The sequence below is a fragment of the Streptococcus sanguinis genome, assembly GCF_020729725.1.
In the GTDB taxonomy this organism is placed as follows: domain Bacteria; phylum Bacillota; class Bacilli; order Lactobacillales; family Streptococcaceae; genus Streptococcus; species Streptococcus sanguinis_V.
Genome location: NZ_JAJEPA010000007.1, coordinates 57,322 through 82,484, shown reverse-complemented (window position 1 = coordinate 82,484; position 25,163 = coordinate 57,322). Strand labels below are relative to the sequence as shown.

25 protein-coding genes and 1 other RNA gene are annotated in these 25,163 nt (G+C 44.7%); 6 read left to right on the top strand and 20 right to left on the bottom strand.

The annotated features are described in order from the left end of the window. Positions 1 to 308: 308 nt before the first annotated feature. Positions 309 to 791 carry an S-ribosylhomocysteine lyase gene (locus tag K4I03_RS05180; protein WP_002901276.1) on the top strand — a complete coding sequence of 161 codons (483 nt, stop codon included), beginning with the start codon at positions 309 to 311 and terminating at the stop codon, positions 789 to 791. Positions 792 to 886: 95 nt separating this feature from the next. On the opposite strand, the gene K4I03_RS05175 is transcribed toward K4I03_RS05180, so the two are convergent. From K4I03_RS05175 to K4I03_RS05155, 5 genes are all read right to left on the bottom strand, one after another. Further along, a complete protein-coding gene (locus tag K4I03_RS05175; protein WP_061592655.1) occupies positions 887 to 2,344 on the bottom strand; it encodes a cell division site-positioning protein MapZ family protein in 1,458 nt (485 codons plus the stop codon). A gap of 12 nt (positions 2,345 to 2,356) precedes the next feature. After that, positions 2,357 to 3,511: a THUMP domain-containing class I SAM-dependent RNA methyltransferase gene (locus K4I03_RS05170; RefSeq protein WP_227963938.1), complete on the bottom strand. Its 1,155-nt coding sequence runs from the start codon at positions 3,509 to 3,511 to the stop codon at positions 2,357 to 2,359. 284 nt (positions 3,512 to 3,795) lie between these two features. Continuing rightward, an RNA gene (gene rnpB, locus K4I03_RS05165) (RNase P RNA component class B) lies at positions 3,796 to 4,163 on the bottom strand. Between the two features lie 21 nt (positions 4,164 to 4,184). After that, positions 4,185 to 4,547, bottom strand: a complete 363-nt coding sequence (gene gpsB, locus K4I03_RS05160) for a cell division regulator GpsB (RefSeq protein WP_050540595.1) — start codon at positions 4,545 to 4,547, stop codon at positions 4,185 to 4,187. 71 nt (positions 4,548 to 4,618) lie between these two features. Further along, complete coding sequence (locus K4I03_RS05155; protein ID WP_227963937.1) at positions 4,619 to 5,146, bottom strand: DUF1273 domain-containing protein; 528 nt, start codon at positions 5,144 to 5,146, stop codon at positions 4,619 to 4,621. A 67-nt stretch (positions 5,147 to 5,213) separates the two neighbouring features. On the opposite strand from K4I03_RS05155, the gene recU reads away from it, so the two are divergent. Beyond that, positions 5,214 to 5,816, top strand: coding sequence for a Holliday junction resolvase RecU (gene recU, locus K4I03_RS05150; RefSeq protein WP_227963936.1), 603 nt, complete (start codon positions 5,214 to 5,216; stop codon positions 5,814 to 5,816). After that, entirely contained in the window at positions 5,809 to 7,947 is a 2,139-nt protein-coding gene (pbp1a, locus tag K4I03_RS05145) for a penicillin-binding protein PBP1A (protein WP_227963935.1), read from the top strand. Before recU ends, pbp1a begins: the two co-directional genes overlap by 8 nt. Before the next feature lie 77 nt (positions 7,948 to 8,024). On the opposite strand, the gene pepC is transcribed toward pbp1a, so the two are convergent. From pepC to rsmH, 13 genes are all read right to left on the bottom strand, one after another. Beyond that, a complete protein-coding gene (gene pepC / locus K4I03_RS05140) occupies positions 8,025 to 9,359 on the bottom strand; it encodes a C1 family peptidase (protein ID WP_227963934.1) in 1,335 nt (444 codons plus the stop codon). A gap of 78 nt (positions 9,360 to 9,437) precedes the next feature. Then, entirely contained in the window at positions 9,438 to 9,998 is a 561-nt protein-coding gene (locus K4I03_RS05135) for a GNAT family N-acetyltransferase (RefSeq protein ID WP_227963933.1), read from the bottom strand. Between the two features lie 47 nt (positions 9,999 to 10,045). Continuing rightward, entirely contained in the window at positions 10,046 to 10,870 is an 825-nt protein-coding gene (gene nadE / locus K4I03_RS05130) for an ammonia-dependent NAD(+) synthetase (protein WP_227963932.1), read from the bottom strand. Continuing rightward, on the bottom strand, positions 10,867 to 12,327 hold the full coding sequence (locus tag K4I03_RS05125; protein WP_227963931.1) for a nicotinate phosphoribosyltransferase: 1,461 nt from the start codon (positions 12,325 to 12,327) through the stop codon (positions 10,867 to 10,869). Before K4I03_RS05125 ends, nadE begins: the two co-directional genes overlap by 4 nt. Before the next feature lie 107 nt (positions 12,328 to 12,434). Further along, positions 12,435 to 13,349, bottom strand: coding sequence for a thioredoxin-disulfide reductase (gene trxB, locus K4I03_RS05120; protein ID WP_227963930.1), 915 nt, complete (start codon positions 13,347 to 13,349; stop codon positions 12,435 to 12,437). A 65-nt stretch (positions 13,350 to 13,414) separates the two neighbouring features. Next, positions 13,415 to 13,639, bottom strand: coding sequence for a DUF4059 family protein (locus K4I03_RS05115; protein ID WP_002903287.1), 225 nt, complete (start codon positions 13,637 to 13,639; stop codon positions 13,415 to 13,417). A 171-nt stretch (positions 13,640 to 13,810) separates the two neighbouring features. Further along, entirely contained in the window at positions 13,811 to 14,554 is a 744-nt protein-coding gene (locus tag K4I03_RS05110) for an amino acid ABC transporter ATP-binding protein (protein ID WP_002903289.1), read from the bottom strand. Further along, positions 14,554 to 15,363 carry an amino acid ABC transporter permease gene (locus K4I03_RS05105; RefSeq protein ID WP_002893524.1) on the bottom strand — a complete coding sequence of 270 codons (810 nt, stop codon included), beginning with the start codon at positions 15,361 to 15,363 and terminating at the stop codon, positions 14,554 to 14,556. The genes K4I03_RS05110 and K4I03_RS05105 overlap by 1 nt, the downstream gene beginning before the upstream one ends. A 246-nt stretch (positions 15,364 to 15,609) precedes the next feature. Beyond that, a complete protein-coding gene (locus K4I03_RS05100) occupies positions 15,610 to 16,953 on the bottom strand; it encodes a DEAD/DEAH box helicase (protein WP_011837419.1) in 1,344 nt (447 codons plus the stop codon). Positions 16,954 to 17,057: 104 nt separating this feature from the next. Next, positions 17,058 to 18,041, bottom strand: a complete 984-nt coding sequence (gene mraY, locus K4I03_RS05095; protein ID WP_149566086.1) for a phospho-N-acetylmuramoyl-pentapeptide-transferase — start codon at positions 18,039 to 18,041, stop codon at positions 17,058 to 17,060. Between the two features lies 1 nt (position 18,042). Further along, positions 18,043 to 20,331, bottom strand: a complete 2,289-nt coding sequence (pbp2x, locus tag K4I03_RS05090; protein ID WP_227963929.1) for a penicillin-binding protein PBP2X — start codon at positions 20,329 to 20,331, stop codon at positions 18,043 to 18,045. Next, a complete protein-coding gene (gene ftsL / locus K4I03_RS05085; RefSeq protein WP_227963928.1) occupies positions 20,321 to 20,644 on the bottom strand; it encodes a cell division protein FtsL in 324 nt (107 codons plus the stop codon). The genes pbp2x and ftsL overlap by 11 nt, the downstream gene beginning before the upstream one ends. A gap of 7 nt (positions 20,645 to 20,651) precedes the next feature. Then, positions 20,652 to 21,602 (bottom strand): 16S rRNA (cytosine(1402)-N(4))-methyltransferase RsmH, encoded by a 951-nt coding sequence (gene rsmH / locus K4I03_RS05080; RefSeq protein ID WP_002914283.1) that lies wholly within the window; start codon positions 21,600 to 21,602, stop codon positions 20,652 to 20,654. A gap of 200 nt (positions 21,603 to 21,802) precedes the next feature. Here rsmH and K4I03_RS05075 point away from each other — a divergent pair, with 200 nt between their 5' ends. From K4I03_RS05075 to K4I03_RS05065, 3 genes are read left to right on the top strand one after another with little or no spacing between them, the layout of a single operon-like run. Continuing rightward, a complete protein-coding gene (locus K4I03_RS05075; protein ID WP_002896937.1) occupies positions 21,803 to 22,018 on the top strand; it encodes a helix-turn-helix transcriptional regulator in 216 nt (71 codons plus the stop codon). Positions 22,019 to 22,065: 47 nt separating this feature from the next. Next, complete coding sequence (locus K4I03_RS05070) at positions 22,066 to 22,608, top strand: DUF3278 domain-containing protein (protein WP_125346899.1); 543 nt, start codon at positions 22,066 to 22,068, stop codon at positions 22,606 to 22,608. After that, complete coding sequence (locus K4I03_RS05065; RefSeq protein ID WP_002896934.1) at positions 22,605 to 22,781, top strand: hypothetical protein; 177 nt, start codon at positions 22,605 to 22,607, stop codon at positions 22,779 to 22,781. The genes K4I03_RS05070 and K4I03_RS05065 overlap by 4 nt, the downstream gene beginning before the upstream one ends. 61 nt (positions 22,782 to 22,842) lie before the next feature. On the opposite strand, the gene K4I03_RS05060 is transcribed toward K4I03_RS05065, so the two are convergent. Further along, positions 22,843 to 23,100, bottom strand: a complete 258-nt coding sequence (locus K4I03_RS05060; RefSeq protein ID WP_002911278.1) for a DUF896 family protein — start codon at positions 23,098 to 23,100, stop codon at positions 22,843 to 22,845. 22 nt (positions 23,101 to 23,122) lie between these two features. Continuing rightward, positions 23,123 to 25,162, bottom strand: coding sequence for a glycine--tRNA ligase subunit beta (gene glyS, locus K4I03_RS05055; protein WP_125357064.1), 2,040 nt, complete (start codon positions 25,160 to 25,162; stop codon positions 23,123 to 23,125). Between the last annotated feature and the right edge of the window lies 1 nt (position 25,163).

Below are 25,163 nucleotides of genomic sequence, written 5' to 3'. Positions count from 1 at the left end.
CAAATCTAAAAAATTCACAAACCTATTTTTTGAAAATCAAGAAAGCTTTTGTCCAATTTTTACCGACTAAATCTTCAAAGTTTGTAGAAACCTGAGCACCAAAACTTTTTCAAACCATAAGCAAGATTGTTCAATTTTTTCATTTTCCTAAGATGTAAACTTTATTCCCAAATAAAAAATTTTTATGCTATAATCAGAGAAGAAAAGATGCATATGAGACAGGCTTTTTCTTCACTAATAAGACAAACCTATGGCTTGATATGACTAGAAAAACCTTCTCGCACTCGCTACATTGTAAAGGAGAAACCATGTCTAAAGAAGTTATCGTTGAAAGCTTTGAGCTGGATCACACCATCGTCAAAGCGCCTTATGTCCGCCTCATCGGAGAGGAAACCGGCCCTAAAGGCGACATCATTTCCAATTTTGATATCCGTCTGGTTCAGCCTAATGAAGATTCCATTCCAACTGCTGGCCTGCATACCATCGAGCATTTGCTGGCTATGCTGATTCGCAAGCGCATTGATGGTATGATTGACTGCTCGCCTTTTGGCTGCCGCACTGGTTTTCATATGATTATGTGGGGCCAACACAGCTCTAACCAGATTGCTCAGGTCATCAAATCCTGTCTGGAAGAAATTGCTGAAACAACTAGCTGGGAAGATGTCCCTGGAACAACCATTGAATCCTGCGGAAACTACAAGGATCACAGCCTCTTCTCAGCCAAAGAATGGGCCAAACTTATTCTCAGCCAAGGGATTTCTGATGATGCCTTTGAACGCCATGTGATTTAAAAAAGTTCTCGATTTCGAGAACTTTTTTTGTGCATGTATAATGAAATTCATCAACAAAGCAGAAAGCCAACTGCTGAAGAAATGTTCACAGATGTCTAGAAATCAAGCGAGTCAGCATGACCTGGTCCATTTCCGACGAAGTATCCAGTCTTACAGTTAATACTGAAGAGGTAGGTACCGTCTGGTTTGAAGAGGTTGTAGTAGCCGTTTCCTTTGATAATATTAACGCGTTCCAGAATATAGTTGTCTCCAGAAATGTAGCCGCGCTCACGAGAAGTTTGCAAAATCTTCTCCAGAACACCAGGATTGAATGTCCAAGCTGGATTGTTGACGTCATCAATAGCTGCTTGGTTATAAGGGACACGACTGAGATCTCTCTGCAGATTTACTCCATTGCTAGGAAGACCATAACCAGAGTATGAGCTGGAAGCCCCTGAACCAGAAGCAGACGAGCTTGAACCGCCACTTGTACCTGCACCTGTACCTCCTTGATCAGTAGCAGGAGCCGGTGTTGGAACCTGTTGGCCGCGTCCTTGGGCAATTGCTGCCTTTAGAACTTCATCTAGCTTAGCATTGCCACTTGATACATCTGAGAAAGTCGCATTTGTATTAGCCTTGGCTTCCTTGTTCAAGACACCGTCAGTAATCGCTCCGCCATCAAACTGCGAATTGACACTTTGAATAGCTGAAATTTGTTTCACTAGGGAATCATACTTGCTCTTGGCTGCATCATAGTCTTTGCTGCCTTTTAGCTTTTCAAGTAAGGTTTTTAATTTTTCCAAGTCGCCGAATTTACTGTTTTTGACAGCTGTTTGATTGCTATCTGTGAAGAATGCAGCATACTCATCATTAAAGGACTTCAGATCCTTGGCAATATTATCAGAGCTAGACGAAGACGAGCTCTTTTTGCTAGACTGCGATGTTGAAGAGCTGGAGCTTGTAACGGTCTTGTGGCCCCAATTATGCCCCAGAGCAAAGTAAAGCCCTGTGCCCGCTACAGCAATCCCTAAAAGTCCTAAGACTGGATAAAGGAAAGCTTTTTTCTTGTAGAAAGGCGTCTTAGAAACCTGTAATTCCTTCTCATCAAGCGGTTCTGGAATAGGACCGTAAGATGTCTTTTGAACGGGAGCGGCAGGAACCGCATCTTCCTGCTCTGAGCGTTGACTGCGAGAACCTAAGGGGTTTGGAGCTGCTTCTGGCTCACTTGCTGTCTCAGTGGCTGTCAACTGAGCTGCTGGAATCTCCTGCTCACTTTCAACCTCTTGCCGTCTTTCTTTGATGAAATCGGTCAAATCAGAAGTGGCTTGCTCAGCTTGAGCCGCTTCCTGCTCCTGCAGCTTTCTGATTTTCTGGGTTTCAAATTTTCCAGCTTCGATTTCCTGACGGTGCTGCTTGATGTACTTATCCAGCACATTATCGCTTTCATTCACACCGGCTTCCAGCTCCTCTTTCTTACGAGTGGCTTGTCCGACTGTCATTTCCTTGGCCTCTTCAAAATCAAGGACAGACTCTTTCTTTTCTTCTTCCGGTGAGTAGTTTTCTTCTTTCGTCACGGCAAATCCTTTCTAATCTAACTGACGTTTGACCCGCTGGCCAAAATACTGATATAAATCAACTTTTAAAGTACCATTATAAAGTTTGCGTTTTTTATCGGCCTGACTGCCGTATTTGCTTTCAAACGCTTCATCGCTAGTCAGGATAAACTTGCTCCAGGTTTTGAGCGGAGCAAAGGTTTCTCCCATTTCCTGATAAAGACGAGTCACAGTCTCATCATCTAGGAGGCGCTCCCCATACGGCGGATTAGAGATAATCACACCATTAATCTTATCTGTATGCAAATCCTGCAGACGCATCTGCTTGAAGTGAATCTGCTCTGCAACTCCTGCTTGCTCAGCGTTTTTTCGAGCTAGTTCTACCATACGGCCATCGATATCCGAACCAGAAATATCCAGCTGGATGGTCTGATCAATCTGACTGAGTGCAGTTGAGCGAGCCTGTGCTACCAAGTCTTTATCCACCCAATTCCAGTCTTCAAATGCAAAGGAACGATGAAGTCCTGGCGCCACCTTCATCCCAATCATGGCTGCCTCGATACAAAAAGTACCAGAGCCGCAAGTCGGGTCTATCAAGGGCTTATCTGGATACCAATTGGACAGGAGTAAAATGGCCGCTGCCATATTTTCCTTAATCGGTGCACCACCTTTATCGACACGATAGCCACGTTTGAAGAGGCTAGACCCTGTTGTATCAATCATGACCGTCGCTACATCTTTTAGGATAGAAACCTCTATCCTAAACTCAGCTCCATTTTCCTGCAGGGGCACCCCTTCCGGACGTGCATAATGCTTCTGCAGCTTCTTGACAACTGCCTTTTTAGAAATAGCCTGAACACTAGGCTCATTGTGAAGTTTTGACTTGACGCATTTAGCCTTGGAAATAGGAAATTTAGCTCCCAGCGGTAGATAATTCTCCCAATCCAGAGCAAAAACTCCCTGAAAGAGCTCTTCGAAAGTCTTGGCTGGAAAACTGCCAACTACAATCTTAATCCGATCGGCCGCGCGCAACCAGAGATTGGTTTGAATAATGGTACTGACATCACCCTCGAAGCGAACCCGGCCATTTTCGACCTGACAATCAAGTCCCAGCTCTCTGATTTCACGGCCGACGACAGCTTCTAGCCCTGCCGCTGCGGTCGCAATTAAATTAAATTTTTCTTTCATCTCGGCTTTTAAATGGATTCCAATCTATACAAACAAAGGGAGTGAGACAAAAATCGTGATTTCGTCACATCGATTTTCCTCACTCTCCCTTTTTAAATTTTGGGCTGAGAAGGTTTCGCTGCCATTTATCAGCTAGCTCATTCCTTGAAATATCCATCAGACAAATGAAGCAACAGCTAGTTGAACTTGGCAGAGAATAGAGCGCTCAGCCACTCTCTTGCTATTCTATTATAAAATTTAAAGAGGACAGGACTTGACGTCCCAGCCTCAGCCTATATGCAATTTTCTGTAAGCCATGTTTTGTTCCGGAAATGACTAGGTACCATTTCCTTCGATAATCATCTGTCTACTGTTTCCAGTCAGAGTGCTATGTTCGCTTCCACGCACTCCATGCCCCGACCAAAGTTTGGGTTGCTAGCTTGAGGGGTTTACCGCGTTCCACTTCTTCTGTTTCCAGAAGAACTACGTCACTGTGGCACTTTCAGACCTAATCAGACATATCCAAAGACTTAGCCCTTTCAGTCGCCGTAACGGAAAAATCCGTCCCTAGGCTTATTTCTTCGCCTAGCACAAACACTACCGGCATCACAGCCAGTGCTAGCATGGACTTTCCTCATGAAAATCTAAAATTTCCACGCGATTATCCAAAAATTGCACTGTTCTAAAAGAACCATTATTCACGATCCAAAATCTGTTTCCCGAATACTTCCTTTTCAAGGCGGTTCAAGCGTTTCAAGATATCAAAGTTAGTCGCAGAAGTCATCTGAGGGAAGCTTTCTGCAGTTGACTGAGTCGCTTGTGTTGATTGGACAGGCTGAGCCGGCTGAACTGGTGCTTTTTCAACTGGCTTCGCAGCTAACTCTTCCTTGAGACGGCGATTTTCCTCACGCAGCTCCTTTACCAAGGCTGCATAAGTCTCATAATCCTTGATAATATCATCCAAAAACTCATCCACTTCGGACTTACTATAGCCGCGTACTTCGCGTTTAAAATCCTGATCAAAAATATCTTTTGCTGTAAAAATAATACTTGCCATCTTCTCTCTCCAATCTAGTTTATCATATTCAATTATAAACAAAATGCCTAATAAAAATCAAGATTTATCATCTAATTTCCCGAAAAATTTTCAGCCACTTCATTCAGGTCATCAAATGTTAATTTTTTGATAAAATATTGTTCTTGTTTTTTCATTTCTTGGTAAAGATATTTCAATTTTGTCTCCTGTTCTTCATCGTAAAAGAGGTAAGCTCCGTCTGTATTTTGAATGACGAATTGATTGTAATCACGAAACTGACTGGGATTTTGGTAGGTAGGATAAGCATACTTGACAAAATCGGTCTGCTTAAAAGCAGCTAATTTTGCCTGATTGGCTTCATTCCAATTTTCACCTTGATTCTCAAAGAGAAAGATGCTTGCCGTCTGAAATTCATAGTCTTTTTTCAGTTCATTAGCTAGATCCAAAACCCAAGACTCAAAGCCCAGATTACCCAGAAAAACCAGCCAATCCACTCCGTCTTCCAAAAAACGAATTAAATCCCTCTTAGCGGCTTCTTTTATGATATTTATTCTCATATCTTTTTCCGTCGAAATGCCGATTTCAAAGGCTTTGTAGCCTGTTATTAGTAGACTGGTCATTTATTCTCCCTTAAAAAAGTTTTTTGTGGTATAATAGAGTGATGCTATTGTACCAATAAGGAGTTTTATGGTCAACTATCCGCATAAGCTAAAGGCAAAAAGCAGTATCAACAGGCCTGTTCCCGGCATTGCTAACTTTGCCAATCGTGGGATGTCTTTTGAAAAGATGATCAACGAATCCAACAGCTACTATCTAAGCAGAGGACTCGCTGTCATCCATAAAAAGCCTACCCCCATTCAGATTGTTAAGGTTGATTATCCGCACCGTAGCCGAGCCAAGATTGTAGAGGCTTATTTTCGGCAAGCTTCTACAACAGACTATTCTGGTGTCTACAAGGGCCATTATATTGACTTTGAAGCCAAGGAAACCCGACAGAAAAAATCGATGCCCATGAAAAATTTTCATTCGCATCAGATTGAGCATATGGAGGCTGTCCTTGAGCAAAAGGGCATCTGCTTTGTCTTACTGCATTTTTCCAGCTTAAGGGAGACTTACCTGCTTCCAGCTTCTTATTTAATTGAGTTTTACAAGATTGACAAGGGAGGGAAGTCCATGCCTTTGACCTACATTCAAGAGCATGGTTATCCGATTGAAATGCAGCAGCTTCCCAGCATCCCTTATCTTGAAATTATCGAACAAAAACTACTAGGTGGTATTATAAATGAATAAACAAACTCTTATGCAGGCTTTGAAATATCTTGCAAGTGCACTTATAACCCTGCTTATGATTGGATTCGTGATTGGCTGTTTGGTATTTACCTACTATGCGGTCAAGGCTCCTAAGCTTTCTGAAAAAGACCTGATCGCGACCACATCCAGTAAAATTTTTGACAGCAATAACAATTTGATTGCGGACCTAGGCGCTGAAAAGCGGGTCAATGCTGAAACAAGTGAAATACCTACGGATTTGGTTAACGCCATTGTCGCCATCGAAGACCATCGCTTCTTCAACCACCGTGGGGTAGACTTTATTCGGATTGCAGGTGCCCTTGTTAGCAACATCCGCGGAGGTCGCCAAGGGGGATCAACTCTGACCCAGCAATTGATTAAGCTTTCCTATTTCTCAACCTCTTCTTCGGACGCGACCCTTTCACGTAAAATCCAAGAAGCTTGGCTGGCCGCTCAGCTTGAGCGTAAAGCAACCAAGCAGCAAATCTTGACCTATTATGTCAACAAAGTCTACATGTCTAACAGTAACTACGGTATGCAGACAGCAGCCCGAAGCTACTATGGCAAGGACCTAAAAGACTTGAGCTTACACCAAACAGCTCTACTGGCAGGTATGCCTCAGGCACCTAACCAATATGACCCTTACACTCACCCAGAGGCTGCGACCAACCGCCGTAATCTGGTACTTCGTGAGATGCATGATCTCAAGTACATCACAGATGAGCAGTATGAGCAAGCCAAGAATACCCCTGTAACCGACGGACTTCAAAGCTTGAAAGCTTCCACTAGCTATCCTGCTTACATGGATAATTATCTTAAGGAAGTAATTGAACAAGTAGAAGAAGAGACTGGCTACAATGTCCTGACAACTGGTATGGAAGTCTATACAAATGTCAACACTGATGCCCAAAAGAAACTCTGGGATATTTACAACACAGGAGACTATGTAGCTTATCCAGATGACGAAATGCAGGTTGCGTCCACTGTTATGGATGTGCAAACTGGTAAAGTCATTGCCCAGCTCGGTTCTCGTAACCAATCTACCAACGTATCCTTTGGTACCAACCAAGCTGTTGAAACCAACCGTGATTTCGGTTCAACAATGAAGCCAATCACCGATTATGCTCCAGCTCTTGAAAATGAAGTCTATACCTCAACTGCTGCTCCTATCACGGATGCTCCATATAACTTCCCGTATTCCAGCACACCAGTCTATAACTGGGATAAGAAATATTATGGCGGGATGACGATTCAATACGCTATTCAGGAATCCCGGAACGTTCCTGCCGTGAAAACGCTGGAAGCCGTTGGTCTGGATGAGTCCCTCAAGTTCCTAAATCGTATTGGGATTAACTATCCTGAAATGTTCTATGTTAATGCCTTTTCAAGTAATACCAGCAAATCCGGCAACGAATACGGAGCCAGCAGTGAAAAAATGGCTGCTGCCTATGCTGCTTTTGCCAATGGTGGTACTTACTACAAGCCTCAGTATGTCAATCGCGTTGTCTTCAGTGACGGAACGGAGAAGACCTTCTCCAACAATGGTTCCAAGGCTATGAAGGAAACGACAGCCTACATGATGACCGATATGATGAAAACAGTCTTGCAGTCCGGTACAGGTACAAACGCTGCTATTTCTGGGGTTTATCAGGCTGGTAAGACTGGAACCTCCAACTATGCTGACGATGAATTAGCTAAGCTGACCAAGCCTTATTACTACTCTAGCATTGTCACACCAGACGAGCTCTTCGTTGGTTACACGCCTAAGTATTCAATGGCTGTTTGGACCGGCTACTCAAACCGTCTGACACCAATCCTTGATGATGGAGTTAAGGTTGCGACAGATGTCTACCGCGAAATGATGCTTTATCTAGCTCAAGATGGCTCTGCCTCAGAAGATTGGGAAATGCCAGATGGTCTCTACCGCAGTGGCTCCTATGTCTACCTCAACAGTGGTACTGGCTATAACCGTTACTACAATAACCAGCAGTACTATAACTATTCTAGCTATAGCAGTTACAGTACAGAAGCTAGCTCTGACACATCAGCTTCTAGTGATCATTCTGGTGATTCAAACAATAGCTCTTCTAGCCACAATGACTCATCTTCCGGTAACGGTGGAGATGACTAGAGTGACGAAGATTAGAATACAAACTAAAAGAGTAAGAATGAAAAATTCTTACTCTTTTCTTATTCTCTCATTAAAGATTACTTTGCCAAAGCACCCATGGGATCCCAGGGAGATAGGACAAGAGGCTCTGCTTCATATGCAGCTAATTCTGCTGCTGTCAGAAACTCCTTTCGAACGACGATTTGATAGGTATACTCGTTCATCCAAGCGTCAGAGGCTACAAAGTAACCCTTATTACCAACCTTTTCACCCCAAGAGTTTTCGACCTTCCATTTCTTAGCTTTACCATTTTCATCCAAGTCTACCCCTGTCAAGACCATGGCGTGGGTCATGAGGCTTTCGCTATAGTCCAAGCGGCCAGCCTTATCCTGAGTCAGTCGAATATCCATGCTAGCAGTGAAATCGTGCATCCCCTCTGCCATAACACCTGCCTTACGATTGCTAGACTGAGCAACATCCGAACCAAACCAAACGGTCTCGCCAGCCTGCATTTGAGCTATAGCCAGCTCTTTTAGTCGGTCCATTTCAACATTCAAATAACGCACTGGCTTACTGCCAACGACATTTCCCAACATCTCAACTGTATAGGACCGACCATAAGGCTTGTCTGCAGTTGGCGCATTGATGATAGAGACATAGTCATCTAGCTTTAGATCGACATATTTTTGATAGAAAGTCAGAGGTGTCAATCCGCTCTCGCTATGGAAATGATTGTCTTTATCGCGATAAGAAAAGTCAAACTGGCGAGGTGGCAAGCCTAAATTCATAGCTAAGAAGTTAAAGACTTCTTGTAGGAGTTCTTCTTTCTTGGTCTGAAGTTCTGACGATTCTGCCCCTTCCGCTCTTAATTCTCGCAAAATCTGCGCATCCTGACGCAAGAGTTTATTGAGAATCTGATTGAGTTCACGGCTATTGCTGGATGAGATAGACTCCGGGTAGACTGACTTGGGCACGACACCATATTTTTTAAAGAGGGAAACAACCATATCCCACTGACCGCCATCCTGCTGTGGCGTATCTAAGAGAAACTTGACCTTACGGCTGGTCAATTCTTGGTCAGCTGTCGCAATCACCTGCTCCAAGAACCAGTTGGATTTTTCATATTTATCCCAAAAGAAAGTGTGGGCCTGAGATAGCTCAAAATCTTCCAATTGGAAACCAGCAATCATCTTGTGGCGGAAGGTATTAAGAGCTGCAAACATCCAACAGCGTCCAGAAGCTTTCTGGTCGCTAACCTTGTCCTTAGTAAGATCCAGTGAAAAGATAGGTGTATTTTCCACAGCGGCGCTTCGCTTCTCTAAGGAAGCCAAAAGGCCATTGTGGCTGATGGCATTTTCAATTGCTGCAAACTTAGGATTGGCCTCATAAGCAGCATACAGCTTATCTGTAAAATCTTGTTCTAACGAATGCATAGAATCCTCCTTGTCATTATACATCTATTATAGAACTTTAAAAAAGGAGCGCAAGTAAAAAGGCTAGACAAAAGAGTCCTAGCCTTTTTCTAAATCGGATTTTAGAATACCATAGACGGAAAAATCTTTGACTTGTCCTTTATGAAATACAGCCTGACGGAAAGTGCCTTCGTAGCCCATTCCAGCTTTAGCCATAACACGCCCCGAAGCTGGATTGGCTGTTACAAATCTTGCTGTGACACGATTGAATCCTGCGTCTTGCAAAAGGTAGTTCAAAACAGCTTTCAAAGCTTCTGTCATCAACCCCTGCCCCCAGTAGTCTTTACTTAAAATATAACCGACCTCGCAAGCATTGACTGCTCCATCCGTGTCCACCACACTGATGTCCCCGATTACAGAATCAGGATTTTCTTTCAGACAGATGGCCCACTTGTAAAAATCCATGTTTTGATAATTCTCAACCCAGCGAGCAATAGACTGTTGGGTGACTTCAGGACTCTCGTGAGCATCCCATGTCACGTGCAACAAATTATCCGGACGAGAAGCCCAGTTGTCATACATAGCTTGAGCATCCGATTCCAGAAAAGGTCTTAGTAAAAGACGTTTGGTTTCAATGGACTGTGTGCCTATCTTTTTCATAGCTTCCTCATTTCTTGGCTCGGACTAAAAAGATTCGATAGAGATTTTCACTTCCAAAATTCATCAAAAACTGTAATCGGCAAATGCCGTTTATGCTGGCCTTTATGCCACCAAGATTCGATAGTTTCTTGGGCTTTGGCTGAAACGGACTTGCCTTCGAGGTAGTCGTCAATTTCATTGTAAGTCACGCCCAGAGCGACTTCATCCGCAATCCCAGGCTTTTCTTCTTCCAAGTCAGCCGTCGGCACCTTTTCATAGAGGGCCGGATCAGCTCCTAAAGCGGCCAAAAGCTGCTTGCCTTGACGTTTATTGAGACGGTAAAGTGGTAAGATATCTGCTCCACCATCTCCAAACTTGGTGAAAAAGGCTGTGACATTTTCTGCTGCGTGATCGGTCCCAATGACAGCTCCGCTGTATGAACCGGCCAAAGCATACTGGGCAATCATACGGCTGCGCGCCTTGATATTGCCCTTGTTAAAATCAGAGACTTTGGCCCCCGTTGCCTCGACAGCCTTTGTCATGGCATCAGCAGATTCCTTGATATTGACTGTCAGACTGACATCAGGTTGGATAAAAGCCAGAGCTTTTTGCGCATCATCTTCATCTGCTTGGATACCGTAAGGCAAACGAACTGCGATAAAGCAATAGCTATCATCCCCAGTCTCAGCCCTCATTTCCTCTACAGCCAGCTGAGCTAAGCGGCCAGCCAAGGTTGAGTCCTGACCACCAGAAATTCCCAAAACATAACTTTTCAAAAAAGGGTGCTTTTTCAGATAGGCCTTGAGAAAATCCACCGACTTGCGGATTTCTTCCTCCGGATCAATGATTGGTTTAACGCCCAGTTGAGCGATGATTTCTTCTTGTAGACTCATTTTTCTGCTCCTGTCTGGTAGGCTTTCTTGCGCATCTGGTCAATCAAGTCCATCTTATCCTGCCAAATATCTCTAGCCAGGTCAACTGGATAATCCTGTGGATTGAGAACTCGTTTGTACTCATCCCAAAGTTTATCAAATTCCTTACGTGCATAGGCTTGAATCTCAGTCAAGCTCGGCTGATTATAGACCAAATTCCCCTCTTGGAAAATATCCACCAAAAGCGGTACAGCATCAAAATTTTTGACCGTTTTATTGATGTAGGTATAGGTCGGATGGAACATTTCCAGTTCTTCTAAGCCATTGACATCAAGGCCGTCATAAGTAATGTAGTCTCCCTCAGACTTCCCTTTCTCGCGACTGGTAATACGCCAAACCTGCTTCTTGCCTGGGGTCGAAACCTTTTCGGCATTATTGGACAGCTTGATGGTATTGCGCAAAACGCCATTCTCATCTTCAATAGCAACAATCTTATAAACCGCTCCTAAAGCTGGCTGGTCATAGGCTGTAATAAGCTTGGTTCCCACGCCCCAGACATCAATCTTAGCCTTTTGCATTTTCAAGTTGAGAATGGTATTTTCATCCAGATCATTGGACGCATAAATCTTAGCATCAGGGAAGCCAGCTTCATCTAATTGCTGCCGAACCTTCTTAGAAATATAGGCAAGATCTCCCGAATCAATGCGAACACCCAGAAATTTAATCTTGTCTCCTAGCTCACGCGCCACCCGAATGGCTGCCGGAACACCTAGACGCAATGTATCATAGGTATCTACTAAGAAAACACAGTTATGATGAGTCTCAGCATAAGCTTTAAAGGCTTCATAATCATTTCCATATACTTGAACGAGAGCATGGGCATGCGTTCCCAAGACTGGAATGTCAAAGAGCTTACCAGCCCGGACATTGCTGGTGCCATTAGCTCCGCCAATCACCGCAGCCCTAGTCCCCCAAATAGCAGCATCCATTTCCTGGGCTCGACGCGTACCGAACTCCATCAGAGGCTCATCCTCGATGACAGAACGTATACGGGCTGCCTTGGTGGCAATAAGCGTCTGAAAATTAACGATATTGAGCAGAGCCGTCTCAACCAGCTGACACTGAGCTAGTGGACCTTCCACCTGCACGATTGGTTCATTGGCAAAAACCAAATCGCCTTCCTGAACAGACCTTACGGTCAGGCTCATCTTGAGATTCCGCAAATAATCCAGAAACTCTCCGTGATAGCCCAAGGTTTGCAAATAATCTAAATCGCTCTGGCTGAATGTCAGATTATTGAGATAGGAAATAATTCTTTCCAAGCCCGCAAAAACTGCGTAGCCGTTATTAAAAGGATTCTTACGGAAAAAAACTTCAAAAACTGCACGCTTGTTGTGAATATTTTGCTTGAAATAAACCTGCATCATGTTGATTTGGTACAAATCAGTGTGCAGCGTTAAACTATCATCTGGGTACATCTTCTTGCTCCTTTATGCTAGATACCTTTTATTATATCATAATTCCAAAAAAGCTAAGCAAATCCAGTCAACTCACTTGAATAGACACACTTGCTTAGCTTATATTTTTATGCTTGTTCTGTAAGGTATTTGTAGGCTTCCTGACTGGCAATGGCACCATCGCCAACAGCCGTCGTAATCTGGCGCAGGTCTTTCTGGCGAACATCGCCAACAGCGTAAATGCCGGCTACTGAAGTCTTCATCTGATGATCCGTCAGAATCCAGCCAGCCTCATCAGCGATGCCCAAGTCCGCAGCAAATTCACTAACTGGATCTAAACCAACATAAATGAAGATACCACCAAACTCTGCCTGACTAATCTCACCTGTCTTGACATTCTTGAAGGTTACGCCAGTCACTTTACGCTCATCACCATGGATGCTTTCCACCACAGAATCCCAGACAAAGCGAATCTTTTCGTTGGCAAAGGCGCGATCCTGCAGCACTTTTTGTGCTCGCAACTCATCTCGACGGTGGACAATGGTCACACTTTTTGCAAAGCGCGTCAGGAAAATAGCCTCCTCTACAGCCGAGTCACCACCACCGACAACCAATAGGTCTTCATCACGGAAAAATGCGCCATCACAGACCGCACAGTAGGAAACGCCGCGGCTGTTGTAGTCTTCCTCGCCAGGAACCCCCAGATGACGATGATTGGCACCAGAAGCAATGATGACTGTTTTAGCTTCAAAACGCTCATCCTCTGTGATGATTTCCTTGAAATCACCTCGGTCTTCAATTTTCTCTACTAGGCCAAATAGATGTTCAACACCCAGATTCTCCAGAGGTTCAAACATTTTCTCTGCTAGCTCAGGACCGCTGATATTAGCATAGCCTGGATAGTTTTCAATATCAGCAGTATTGTTCATCTGACCACCAGGAATACCACGCTCCAGCAGGGCAACTTTTAGGTTACTACGGGCTGCATAGAGGGCAGCTGTCATGCCGGCAGGCCCAGCTCCAATAATAATTGTATCGTACATAACTCTTCTTTCTCCTTGTTGTAACTAGAATTATTCTAACAACTTTTCTACAGTTTTACAAGCATTTAAGCTTTTAGGACAATGAGCAAGCCCAGCGTCGCAAAAGACAGGACTGGAATCGTCATAATGACAATCAGAAGGACATCGTACAGATGGCTCTGGCGCTCCTTGGCCGTCTTATCCTTGCGGCGAAGCATCCGCAGTCCAATCCATAAACCCGCAATGATCCCTACACCGACTGCTGTATAAAGCAAGCTCTCGATATAAAGTGCAAATATTTGATCTAACATGTCAACTCCTCAAAGGTCAATCAGCCTCATAGTGCATAGAAAGGGAACAATTCCAAATCTAGCCGTCAATATAAAACACCCACTAGACAAGAAAGCCTGCCCCACAGTATGCTAAGACTGAAAACAAACTCAGCTGGTCTAGCCAACTGAGCCTTCACTGTCTCTATTATATCAAATATAGGTCCGTTTGTAACTAGCAAAAAATTCCTTGGTTCTTTCTTCCTTTGGTTGATGGATAATTTCATCTGGTGTCCCAGACTCTATGATTTTCCCCTTGTCCAAAAAGAGTACTCTATCCGCAACCTGAGCGACAAAGGACATATCATGACTGACCAGAATCATGGTTTGGCCAGACTTGGCTGCATCAGCGATTGATTTCTCTACTTCTCCGACCAACTCGGGATCCAAGGCTGAGGTCGGCTCGTCTAGCAAAAGAACATCTGGCTTCATAGCTAAAGCCCTTGCCAAGGCTACCCTCTGCTTCTGTCCGCCTGACAAATGTCTAGGATAGTGATTTTCTCGGTCTGACAAGCCAACTTTTGCTAACTCTTCCTTGGCTATCTTAGTCGCTTCTTGGTCTGACAGTTTCTTAACTACCAGCAGACCTTCCTTGACATTTTCCAGAGCTGTCCGACGGGAAAAGAGGTTGAACTGCTGAAAAACCATGGCTAGCTTGCGGCGCAGTAGCAAAATCTCATCTTTGGAAATCCTTGAAAAATCCACTTTGAAGCCGTCGATAGTAATCTTTCCGCTATCAGGCTGTTCCAGATAGTTGAGACTGCGGAGGAAAGTTGACTTCCCAGCACCTGAAGAGCCAATCAAAGCTACCACTTCGCCTTTTTTAATGTCCAAACTGAGATCATCCAGAACCTTTTGACCTGAAAAAGTCTTACTTAAATGTGAAATATTAATCATCAGATTCCTTCTCCTTCTGCTTGCTGAAGCGATTCAAATTTATCCGGCTGCTTGATATCCATCATCTTTTCGATCCAGCGGCCAAGTTGCTCAATGAGAATATTGACTGCCCAATAAATCAGCGACACCGAGATAAAACGCTCAAAGTAACGGTAGTCTGCCCCCGCGATAGCCTGTGCCTTGGCAAAAATTTCCACTACACCAGCACTAAAAGCCAGAGATGTTCCCTTGGTCAAGCCAATCAGGGAATTAATCAGACTAGGCGTCGCTACCACTGCTGCATTAGGGATAATGACACGCATATAAACCTGCTTGTTGGTCATCCCTAAACTGCGAGCAGCCTCAATTTCTCCCGGATCTACGGACAAGATTGCTGCTCGGATGGTCTCACTGGCATAAGCCGCTTCGTTGAAAGCGAAGGCAACAATCGCAAAGACAGACGCTGGAATCTCGTTGATATTAAAGCTTGTGCCATACTTCTGATTGATAGCCTTGAGCAATAAAGGAATCCCAAAATAGGTCAGCATGAGCTGGACCAGCAGCGGTGTTCCTCTCAGAAAGCTGACAAAGAAAGCCTGAATCGGATACAGGACTTTAACCCGATTAATCTTGACGATAGCAAAAACCATGGCAAGCAGAATACCAAAGACTGCACCACCCGCTGTCAAGAGAAGGGTGATTGGCAGATTTTGCAAAATGCCCGGAATAGCCTCAAAAACGGCCCTTAAACTAAATAATTTACCATCTGGAATGAACTTGAGGAACTCCTCATACCAACCAGTTGTCAGAAGATAAGTTGTAACCACCATTATTACTTCCTTTTCTTGATAATGAAATATTTTAACATAATTCTGGAACAAAACAAAGAATTTGCTTCGCTTTTACTGTCTTTTAGCAGTCAAAACGTGAGTAGCTAGTGCAAATCTCGTGTTCCTAAATATCAAATAAGCCACACTAAGCCCAATATAAAAATAGACTAGTTTCACTAGTCTATCATATCTATCTCACAAAGACTAATATATTTTTCTTATCACAGCGATAAGAAAAGTATATCACTAAAAGGTTTGGCGCTTAGCCTTACGCTCTGCCCGGCCACGTGCACGATTCTCTGCTCGCTTAGTTTTGCGGCGCTTTTCGTTCACTGCCCACTGGATTTTTTTCTTGTAGCCTGGTTTGATTTTTTTCTTTTTCTTCTTGACCAGCCCCAGCATTTCCGTGTCCAGCTTCTCCCGACTCTTTTCCCGATTGGCCCGACGGTCTCGGTCATAGGTATCCTGGAACTCGTCATCCTTTATCATTTTGGGAGTGAATTTGATCCCCATCTTTTCCAACTCTCGAATATCTGAGTCGTCACTCGGCTGGTAGAGAGTAATGGCTGTGCCGGGAAGACCATTACGGCCGGTCCGGCCTACCCGATGGACAAAGAAAGACAAGTCCTGAGGAATGGCATCATTGATAACATGGCTTACACCTTCAATATCAATCCCCCGCGCTGCTAAGTCAGTAGCGACAATGTACTCAAAATCCAGATTCTTGACCTGATTCATGATGCGCTTGCGCTCCCGCGGAGCAATATCTCCATGAATTTTAGCAACTTTGAGCCCTTGAGCTGTCAGATAGCTGTGCAGCTCATCTGCCCTCGTCTTGGTATTGACGAAAATCATAGCCAGATAAGGCTGCAGGAGCTGACTGATTTGATAAATCTGGGCATTCTTGTCTCGTCCCTTGGTTGACAGAAGCCAGTTTTCAATGGTGTCCGCAATGACCGTCTTGGTCTTAATCTGCTCAATCACTGGATTAGACAGGTATTTTTTCAAAAAAGGCTGAAGCTTCTGCGGAATGGTCGCTGAAAAAACGAGAAACTGCAAATCTTTAGGCAACCGGCCTGCAATCTTATCAACCGTCGCCAAAAAGCCCATGTCCAGTGTCATATCTGCCTCGTCAACGACAAAGGTCTTGGCCTTGTGAATGGCCAAGTCGCCAGACTCTACCAAGTCATAAATTCGACCAGGCGTTCCAATGACGATATGAGGCTGACTGGATTCTAACTTCCCAATCTGACGAGCTTTGTCAGTCCCACCAACATAATTGGCCACCCGAATCTCTTTTTCAGAAAAGCTAGCTAACTGACGAGCAGCCTGATAAATCTGCGCTGCCAGCTCCCGACTTGGGGCTGTAATAACAGCCTGCACGCTGTCTGCTTCCTCATCCAGCATTTGAAAGATCGGCAGCAAAAACGTGTGGGTCTTCCCAGAGCCTGTCTTGGACTCACCGACCAAATCCCGGCCTGACAATACGACTGGAATCAGCTTCTCTTGGACTGGAGTCGCTTCAACGAAGTTCAAATCCCTGAGCGCTTCCTGAATATAATCTTTAAACTTAAATTCTGTAAATTTCATCTTGTCCTCTATTCTATTATCCTAACTATTATACCAAAAAATTGACCATCCTGCTTACCCTCAATGCTAAGAAGCAGAAAAGCGAGCCAGAGACTCGCTTCTTGCTATAGATATAGGATAGCTAGGGTCAAAAGACTGCCCACGATACCGATTCCCCAGAAGAAGAAATCGACTTTCCACTCGCTCCACTCCTTGCCGTGGCCAGTTAGGCCTCCCAGCTCAAAGTGGTGATGAACCGGGGTCATCCGGAAAATCCGCTTGCCGCCGGTCAGCTTGAAGTAGGTCACCTGCATCATGACAGAGGTCGTTTCAAACACATAGACGATCCCAATCAAGAGCAGGGTCCACTCTTGGTGAAGGGAAATGGAGATAGCAGCCAGCATACCGCCCAAAGCCAGGCTTCCCACATCTCCCATGAAGATTTTAGCGGGCTTGTGGTTGAAGACAAAGAAGCCTAGCAAGCCACCAATCATACTGATGATGATAATCAAAATATCAAAACGCTTCTGCTCAACAGCAATCACAGCATAGGCCACCAAGCTAATGACCACAGAAATGCTGGCCAAACCATCAATTCCATCCGTCAGATTGACAGCATTGGAGAAGCCAATCAGCCAAAAAAGGACGAAAAAGACATAGAGGAAGCCTATCTGGACAGGAACGGTGAAGACATTCAGCTGGTCACCTGCACCGTGCTGATTATAAAAGAAGTAAAAGACAACTCCGCCGACCAGCTGCAAAAACAGTTTCTGCTTGGGATTTAGACCCTCGTTGATCTTACGAAACACCTTGAGGAAGTCGTCCAAAAAGCCGACAACGCCATACAGGACCAAGATAAAAAGAATCATGATAAGGCCGTTGGACAGCTGATGAGAAAATAGACCGATAACAAAGCTAGCCAAAACAGATGTCAAGAGAAAGACTGTGCCACCCATGGTAGGTGTTCCGGCCTTGGCCTGATGCTGCTTGACATCTTCGTGCATCTGTTGGCCTGTGATACGAGCCTTATGGTAAAAACGAATAAAGGCAGGAATGCCGATGATAGTTAGGATAAAAGTTACGATTCCTGCAATAAGAGCAATAAGCATATTAGTCTCCCATTGTAATTGTTATTTTCTTGAGATTTTTCAGCGAAGTATTGGTCTTTTCGCTCTGCTTGACGACCTTGGAGCCCTCTCCTTTGAAAGTGACTTCGATGTCCTGCCACTTCGCAAAACGTTCAACATTGGCCTTGGTCCAGCCGTACATATCAGGCAGACTGTCTAAATCATCTGACAAGATCAAAACCTGCTGGTTGGCCTTGAGATTTTTGCCCTCTTTGACAGATACTTTTTTAATCTTGCCACCTGTTCCTAGTACAATTGGTTGGACGAGGTTGCGGCTCAATTCATCTGCCAAGCCGCCAGGGCTGACTTGATGTTTCAGACCTAGTTGCTTGGTCAGATCTTCCAGTGATGGCATTTTATAGCTGGTTTCTTCAGTGACTGTTTCAAGAGCTGGAGTTGTCTCTGTCGTCAGATTAAGACTGTCTTTAAGAGCGACTGCTTCTTCCAAGACCGGATTGACCACTTCCTGCCAGAATATAGGCTGGAATTTTTCCTCGGGCTGCTGAACTGTCACATACATGATAAATTCAGGATTTTCTGCCGGCGTCATGGCAACAACTGAGTAGATGTTGTCGTTCTCACCCTCTAGATAACCATTTTCAGAAGCGATCTGAGCGGTCCCTGACTTGACAGCGACATTCTGACCGGCCACTTGAATGACGGGTTCTCCACCGACATTCAGGGTTCCTTTGTAGGGGTCTGTTCCGACCTGAACCATATAATCCCGAGTGGTTTGAGCTGCTTTTTCTGAGACAGGATTTCCGATAATTTCTGTCGCTGTCTTACGAGCTGTATTGGTTTTTGGATCATGGATGGCATTGATAAACTTAGGCTCCACCATGACGCCGTCATTGGCAACGGACGAGAAGGCACGCAACATCTGCACCTGGGTCACACCAATCCCTTGACCAAAAGAACTCATGGCAATCGTAACATAGTTATCACCTGGCAAGGAGCCATAGGTTTCATTGCCCATCCCAAAGCGGGTCGGCAGACCAAACTTAAACTTACTCAAGTAGTCCAGCCACTTGTCATTGCCCATCTTCTGCTCCAAAATAGTCATACCAACGTTACTGGAATAGGTAAATCCTTGGGCAAAGGTCAGGGTTTCCCCTTCTGAAATCCCCATGTTGACGTTCCAGTCCCGAATGGTCGCATCCATAACCTTGTATTCTCTACTGTCAAAGGTATCGTTAGGATTAAAGCTGCCATTATCAATAGCTGAAGCTAGAGTCATGACCTTCATGGTAGATCCAGGCTCATACTGACCTTGATAGAGCATGGTATTCCAATTGCCCAGATTTTTCTCATTCAAGCCTTCCTTGGTATCGGCATTATAGGTCGGCCGTTGAGAGGTAGCTAGGATTTCGCCGGTCTTGGCACTGACCAAGGTTGCATTGACAAACTTACCTTTGACTTTTTCCTGAAAAGCATTCATCCGCGTTTCTAGGTAGGTTTGCAAATCAGCCGACAGCGTTGTATAGACGTCCTTGCCGTCCTCTGCCTGTACAGAGACCTTTTCTGACCCAGGCACAACATTACCGTTTCGGTCTTTTTCGTAGGTCACAATCCCATTCTGACCAGCAAGAATCCTATCCAGAGCCTGCTCCATGCCAGAAGTCCCTTTCAGCGTCTTATTGCCTTCCTTATCCTCCTGCAGCTGGGCAAGACCGATAAACTGGGAGGCAAAGACACCGTTACTATAACTGCGGTTGGGACTGGTAGTAAAGTCAATCCCTTCAATACCAGCAGCTTCAAAGGCTTCCCGCATAGCGTTCATATTACTGTAGGTAATGCCATTGCCCTGTGCCCCGAAGGAAACCTGCTTGAGATTTTTCTGCGACAGCTGGGTTTTGACGTAGTCCTTATCCAACTCTAGGTATTGATTGAAAATCTCTGCCACCTTATCATACTGGGATTCTTCTACGTAGAGAATCTTGCCGGTAGCTGACTTGTAGCTCTTGTCAATAATGGCATAGACATTATAAGTCGTGGCATCCTCTGCAATGGGAACACCATTTCGGTCATAAATCGTTCCCCGCCGGGCAGCGACTGTGACCGTCTTTTGATGGACTACTTCTGCACCCTTTGATAGATTAACACCGAACTTCTGGTCTGTTCCGATAATAATGGCAAAATTAATCAAGAAAACGAAAAAGAGAAAGATAGCTAAGATACTCATGCTCTTTCCCACTTGCCTCCGATTGTATTCAGGGGTTTGCCTATTTTTCAGGGCGTATTTTTTAATTCTTTCAAAAATTCTATTCTTCATCCGTTGAACTCACTGTTTTACGATTTCCCTTCTGGAGTTTCATATCCTGAGAGCTGGCTAGTTGGGACAGCCTTTCATAGCGGGTCAGTTCATTGACTTCCTGCTTGAGGTCGGCTAGCTCTGTCTGCTCCGCTTCAATCTGGGTATTAACTTCTGTCAAATCCCGGTCCACCTGCAATAGCTTGGTCTGCATAAAGACGATGCTGACCGCTAAAATAATGGCAGTCAAAACGATAGATCCGTAAAAGGCCTTCTCAACTCGGGAAAATTTTCTCATCTGATCTTGAAGCGGGTTTGGTCTTTTTTCTGACATTTCTTCCTCACTTGTGTATCTTACGGGCCACGCGCAGCTTGGCGGAATGAGCCCGATTATTGCTTTCTAATTCTTCTTTGCTTGGTAAAATTGGTTTGCGGCTGACCAGCTCCAGCTTAGGCTGCAGTTCATCAGGTATAAAGGGCAAGCCCTTAGGAACATCTACTGTTGACGCCTCCTTGAAAAGCTGCTTGGTCAGACGATCTTCCAGCGAATGAAAAGTAATGACCGCAATCCGGCCGTCCACCGCTAGCAGATCAATGGCCTGCTGAATAGACTCATCCGCTGCGCCCAATTCATCATTGACTTCAATCCGAATAGCTTGAAAAATCTGCTTGGCCGGGTGGCCTTTCTTCTTCAGCTCCTTAGCTGGCTTAGCTGACTTGATAATTTCAGCCAATTCTGTCGTTGTTTCAATAGGCTTGATACTTCTAGCCTGCTCAATCTTGCGAGCAATCTGCTTAGAAAACTTATCTTCGCCGTATTTAAAAAAGATTCGTACCAAATCCTGATAGCTATAATGATTGACAACCTCAAAAGCTGTCAAGGCTGCCTCGCGGTTCATGCGCATATCCAAAGGCGCATCCTGTTTATAGGAAAAACCACGCTCACGCTGATCCAGCTGAGGGCTGGAAACGCCTAAATCATAACAAATCCCATCAATTTCTTCCACACCGGCTTCTTGCAAACGGCTCTTGAGGTGGCGGAAATTGTCCTTGATAAAGGTCACCATCCCCCGCTCTACATAAGGAGCCAAACGCTTTTTAGCATTGTCAATAGCCGTCTGGTCCTGATCAAAGGCATAGAGATGCCCCTCATCTCCGAGCTGGCTCAAAAGATATTCGCTGTGACCAGCACCGCCAAGGGTCGCATCGATATAGATGCCGTCAGGCTTAACCGCCAACTGGTCAACCGTTTCATGAAGAAGAACCGTAATGTGATGAAATTCGTTTGTCATATCTTACTTATTATATCACATTCAAAAGCAAAAAAAAATTTAAAAGAAAAAGTAAGCGGATGAAATCCTTTTTTAAATTTTTTGTCAGATATACTTGACACTTTTTCCAAAAAGTATTATACTAGCATAAAATAAAAGTCAAATATAACTGACAAACTTGTTGAAAGTTATCAGTTATAGTATTAGAAAGGAAGGGTGTAATGAATCGTGTCAAAGAATTTCGAAAAGAAAAAAAGATGTCTCAGCTAGAGTTGGCCAAGTCTATCGGGGTATCGCGGCAAACTATCAATATGATTGAAAATAACAAATACAACCCCACCCTCGAGCTCTGTATCAATCTGGCTAGAGCGCTGGATACTGACCTCAACGCCCTCTTTTGGGAGCCCCAGCTGACAGATGAAGATTCTGAGGACTAAGAATTCTTCCCTGTAGCAAATTTCATACCTAAAGAAAGGACACAAACATGAAAAAAGAAACATTCTCAGACAAGATGATTAAACGATTTTACGGCATTACTGGACCTTTGGACGAGCAAAAGCGCCAACAGGCTGAGCATCTAGGAAATATAGGCTTTATCTGGCTTTTCTTTATTCTGATTTTTGGCAATGCCATCGCCTTTCCCCTAGCCTTTCGCTGGCCCAAAATTATCGCTGTTGCCTATCCTATCCTGCTGGAAATCCTTATCCTCGGCTTCTGTGTCTATATAGTCATTCAAGCACGGCGCAAAGGAATTGATGACCTAGAGCTAGAACTTCAGGATGAAAAAGAAGAAAAAGCCATGAAACACGCTGGTCTCAAAGCAGGTTTCTCTTATTGGTTGCTCTTTTACCCTCTCTTTAGCATCATGATAGCTGTCATGGAAAAGAAAGATATCCTACAAGTTCTGCTTCAACCTAAACTCATTATAACTGGATTAGCTGCTGGTCTTGGATTTGGACTGATTATGCATTTCATTGCCAAAGGAAAGATTCGTCAAGCACAAAAAAAGGAGGAAGAAGACCTATGAGACTCAATCTCAAAGAAAAAATGGATCTAGGCATTCTGTCCCTCATTACTGCCATCGCTGCCTATTTCTTTTTCCGTATCACGGAGCCTTGGATTTTCTGGCTGGATGTAGCAATCATCGTTAGCTGCATCTATATAGCTCTCCGCATTTTGAAAAAACATAAACAAGAATAAAAGAATCCCTCGACAGGAACTTTCTAGCTTCCTAGCGAGGGATTCTTTTATTTATATCTACTTAAGACTCTGGGTCATCCAGACTACGGCCGTGAAGGCCTTTCTCGCGCTGAACTTGACGCAATTTTTCAGGAGTGATATCATTGCCATCCTCGTCGACAATCTTGATGCCTTCGATGTGATGACGAACAGAGCGACGGTAGCCTTCGATATACTCTTCACGAAGCTTGGCTTGTTCCACTTTTTCCTCAGCAGTTAGACCTTCAGCTTTTTTCTTTTTAGCCAGTTCATTAATACGGGCAATTTTTTTAGGATCCATGATTCTACCTCTCTCTTACCTTTTATTTGGTATTAATCTGATTAAACTGAGCCATTTGTCCCGCTTTGGCTGTCAAAGAAGCTAGGAGAGCTAGACGATTGTTACGCACAGCCTCATCTTCATCCATAACCATGGTATGGTCAAAGAAAGCATCGATAACTGGACTGAGTGCAAAGAGTTGGTCCAGATTGGCAGCCAAGTCTGACGTCAGCTCCACCGCTTCAATGGCCGCAGCCAAGTCTTTTTCCTCTTGATTTTCAAAGAGTGCTGGATTAACAGCTGCATGCCCCTGGGCTTTCTCAGCAAGATTGAAGACCCGAGACAGGCTTTCCACTGCTGTCTTGAAGTTGTCTTCCTGAGCTTTCTCAGCTAGAAGCGCTGCTGTTTCTACCAAATCGCGTACGACAAAGTGAGTGCTTTGAAGAACAGACGTAACAATGTCTTTCGGAATGCTGCGATCCATCATCTTCTCAACGCGGGCACGGAAGAAATCCAGCACAGCCTCTTGATTTTCATAGCTTAGGCTATCAAACTTGAGTTCGTAAAGTCGACCAAGAAGCTGAGCCAAGTCAATGTTCCAGCCAAACTTATCCAAGATACGCACAACACCCTGAGTCGCACGGCGCAATGCATACGGGTCATTAGAACCACTTGGAATCAGCCCAACTGAGAAGAAGGACAGAATAGTATCCAGCTTATCAGCCAGAGCCAAGACTGCTCCGACCTTGGTGTCAGGCAATTCCCCATCTGCTGAAGTCGGCATATAGTGCTCCCGAATGGCAGCTGCCACCGCAGCATTCTCACCAGCCAGAAGAGCATACTTCTCACCCATGATACCTTGCAGCTCATCAAACTCACCAACCATGCCAGTCAGCAGGTCAAACTTATAAATAGCCGCTGCACGGGCCAAGTCAGCCGTCTCATCAGCATCCAATCCTGCTTCTTGCGCCAAGAGAGCAGCAATCTTGCCAGTCCGCTCCATGTGCTCTGCCAGAGAGCCAATCTTTTCGTGAAAGGTCACATTGCTCAGCTTTTCAACCAAGTCGGCAATAGCCAGCTTCTGGTCTTCTCTCCAGAAGAATTCCCCATCTTCCAGACGAGCCACCAAGACTTTTTCATTTCCCTTGATGACATTTTCTAGATGCTCTGCATTCCCGTTACGGACAGAGATAAAGTGTGGCAAAAGCTTACCTTCACTATCACGCACAACAAAGTAACGCTGGTGCTCTTTCATGGAAGTTACTAAGACTTCTTCTGGAACCTCTAAGTATTTAGAATCAAAATTACCTAAGAAAGCAGTTGGATATTCTACCAGATTCAACACTTCATTGAGCAAGTCTTCGTCAATTTCGATAGAAACTCCGTGCTCCTCTTCCAGTGCTCGAATCTGCTCGACAATCATATCACCCCGTTCAAGAGGACTGGTAATGACAAACTGAGCCCGCAAGTCATCTTCATAGGAATCCGCTGAAGCAATCTCCGTTTCTTGCCCCAAGAAACGGTGTCCTCGGCTAGTACGGCCGCTCTTGATATCCAAGAAATCCAAATCAAAGGCCTGCTCATCTAGGAGCACAGTCAAGGTGTGAACTGGGCGGATGTATTCAAAGGTGTTGTTGGCCCAGTGCATGCTGACAGGGAAGGTCAAAGCTTGCAGAACTTCCGTTACTGCTGGGATGATTTCCTCTACTGGGCGGCCGATTTCTTCCTTGGTCACATAGACGTATTCCTCACCCTTGATTTCACGGAAAGTAATGTCCTCAACCGTCAAGCCCTTGCCACGGACAAAGCCTTCGGCAGCCTTGGTAAAGTTGCCATCTGCGTCCAGAGCAATTTTCTTAGAAGGACCTTTGAAATCTTCTGTCAGATCAGACTGCTTGTCCGCCAAGCCAACCACGCGCACCGCCAGACGACGAGGCGTGGAGAACATTTCAATTTTCTCAAAGGTCAGACGATGGTCTGTCAGAAAGGCTCCCATCTTGTCGCGCAGCTGCTTCATGCTCGGAGTTACGACATAGGCTGGCATTTCCTCCAAGCCTAATTCAACTAATAAATTTTTTACCATG

Excerpts from the sequence above, each read along its gene's own strand:
- K4I03_RS05100 (WP_011837419.1), bottom strand. The coding sequence starts at position 16,953 with ATGAAATTTACAGAATTTAAGTTTAAAGATTATATTCAGGAAGCGCTC.
- K4I03_RS05070 (WP_125346899.1), top strand. The coding sequence starts at position 22,066 with ATGAAAAAAGAAACATTCTCAGACAAGATGATTAAACGATTTTACGGC.
- K4I03_RS05110 (WP_002903289.1), bottom strand. The coding sequence starts at position 14,554 with ATGATTAATATTTCACATTTAAGTAAGACTTTTTCAGGTCAAAAGGTT.
- pbp1a (WP_227963935.1), top strand. The coding sequence starts at position 5,809 with ATGAATAAACAAACTCTTATGCAGGCTTTGAAATATCTTGCAAGTGCA.
- K4I03_RS05170 (WP_227963938.1), bottom strand. The coding sequence starts at position 3,511 with ATGAAAGAAAAATTTAATTTAATTGCGACCGCAGCGGCAGGGCTAGAA.
- K4I03_RS05155 (WP_227963937.1), bottom strand. The coding sequence starts at position 5,146 with ATGACCAGTCTACTAATAACAGGCTACAAAGCCTTTGAAATCGGCATT.
- nadE (WP_227963932.1), bottom strand. The coding sequence starts at position 10,870 with ATGAGTCTACAAGAAGAAATCATCGCTCAACTGGGCGTTAAACCAATC.
- K4I03_RS05125 (WP_227963931.1), bottom strand. The coding sequence starts at position 12,327 with ATGTACCCAGATGATAGTTTAACGCTGCACACTGATTTGTACCAAATC.
- pbp2x (WP_227963929.1), bottom strand. The coding sequence starts at position 20,331 with ATGAAGAATAGAATTTTTGAAAGAATTAAAAAATACGCCCTGAAAAAT.
- pepC (WP_227963934.1), bottom strand. The coding sequence starts at position 9,359 with ATGCATTCGTTAGAACAAGATTTTACAGATAAGCTGTATGCTGCTTAT.
- K4I03_RS05105 (WP_002893524.1), bottom strand. The coding sequence starts at position 15,363 with ATGGTGGTTACAACTTATCTTCTGACAACTGGTTGGTATGAGGAGTTC.
- K4I03_RS05065 (WP_002896934.1), top strand. The coding sequence starts at position 22,605 with ATGAGACTCAATCTCAAAGAAAAAATGGATCTAGGCATTCTGTCCCTC.
- rsmH (WP_002914283.1), bottom strand. The coding sequence starts at position 21,602 with ATGACAAACGAATTTCATCACATTACGGTTCTTCTTCATGAAACGGTT.
- K4I03_RS05075 (WP_002896937.1), top strand. The coding sequence starts at position 21,803 with ATGAATCGTGTCAAAGAATTTCGAAAAGAAAAAAAGATGTCTCAGCTA.
- ftsL (WP_227963928.1), bottom strand. The coding sequence starts at position 20,644 with ATGTCAGAAAAAAGACCAAACCCGCTTCAAGATCAGATGAGAAAATTT.
- mraY (WP_149566086.1), bottom strand. The coding sequence starts at position 18,041 with ATGCTTATTGCTCTTATTGCAGGAATCGTAACTTTTATCCTAACTATC.
- gpsB (WP_050540595.1), bottom strand. The coding sequence starts at position 4,547 with ATGGCAAGTATTATTTTTACAGCAAAAGATATTTTTGATCAGGATTTT.
- recU (WP_227963936.1), top strand. The coding sequence starts at position 5,214 with ATGGTCAACTATCCGCATAAGCTAAAGGCAAAAAGCAGTATCAACAGG.
- glyS (WP_125357064.1), bottom strand. The coding sequence starts at position 25,162 with ATGGTAAAAAATTTATTAGTTGAATTAGGCTTGGAGGAAATGCCAGCC.
- K4I03_RS05135 (WP_227963933.1), bottom strand. The coding sequence starts at position 9,998 with ATGAAAAAGATAGGCACACAGTCCATTGAAACCAAACGTCTTTTACTA.
- trxB (WP_227963930.1), bottom strand. The coding sequence starts at position 13,349 with ATGTACGATACAATTATTATTGGAGCTGGGCCTGCCGGCATGACAGCT.
- K4I03_RS05060 (WP_002911278.1), bottom strand. The coding sequence starts at position 23,100 with ATGGATCCTAAAAAAATTGCCCGTATTAATGAACTGGCTAAAAAGAAA.
- K4I03_RS05115 (WP_002903287.1), bottom strand. The coding sequence starts at position 13,639 with ATGTTAGATCAAATATTTGCACTTTATATCGAGAGCTTGCTTTATACA.
- K4I03_RS05180 (WP_002901276.1), top strand. The coding sequence starts at position 309 with ATGTCTAAAGAAGTTATCGTTGAAAGCTTTGAGCTGGATCACACCATC.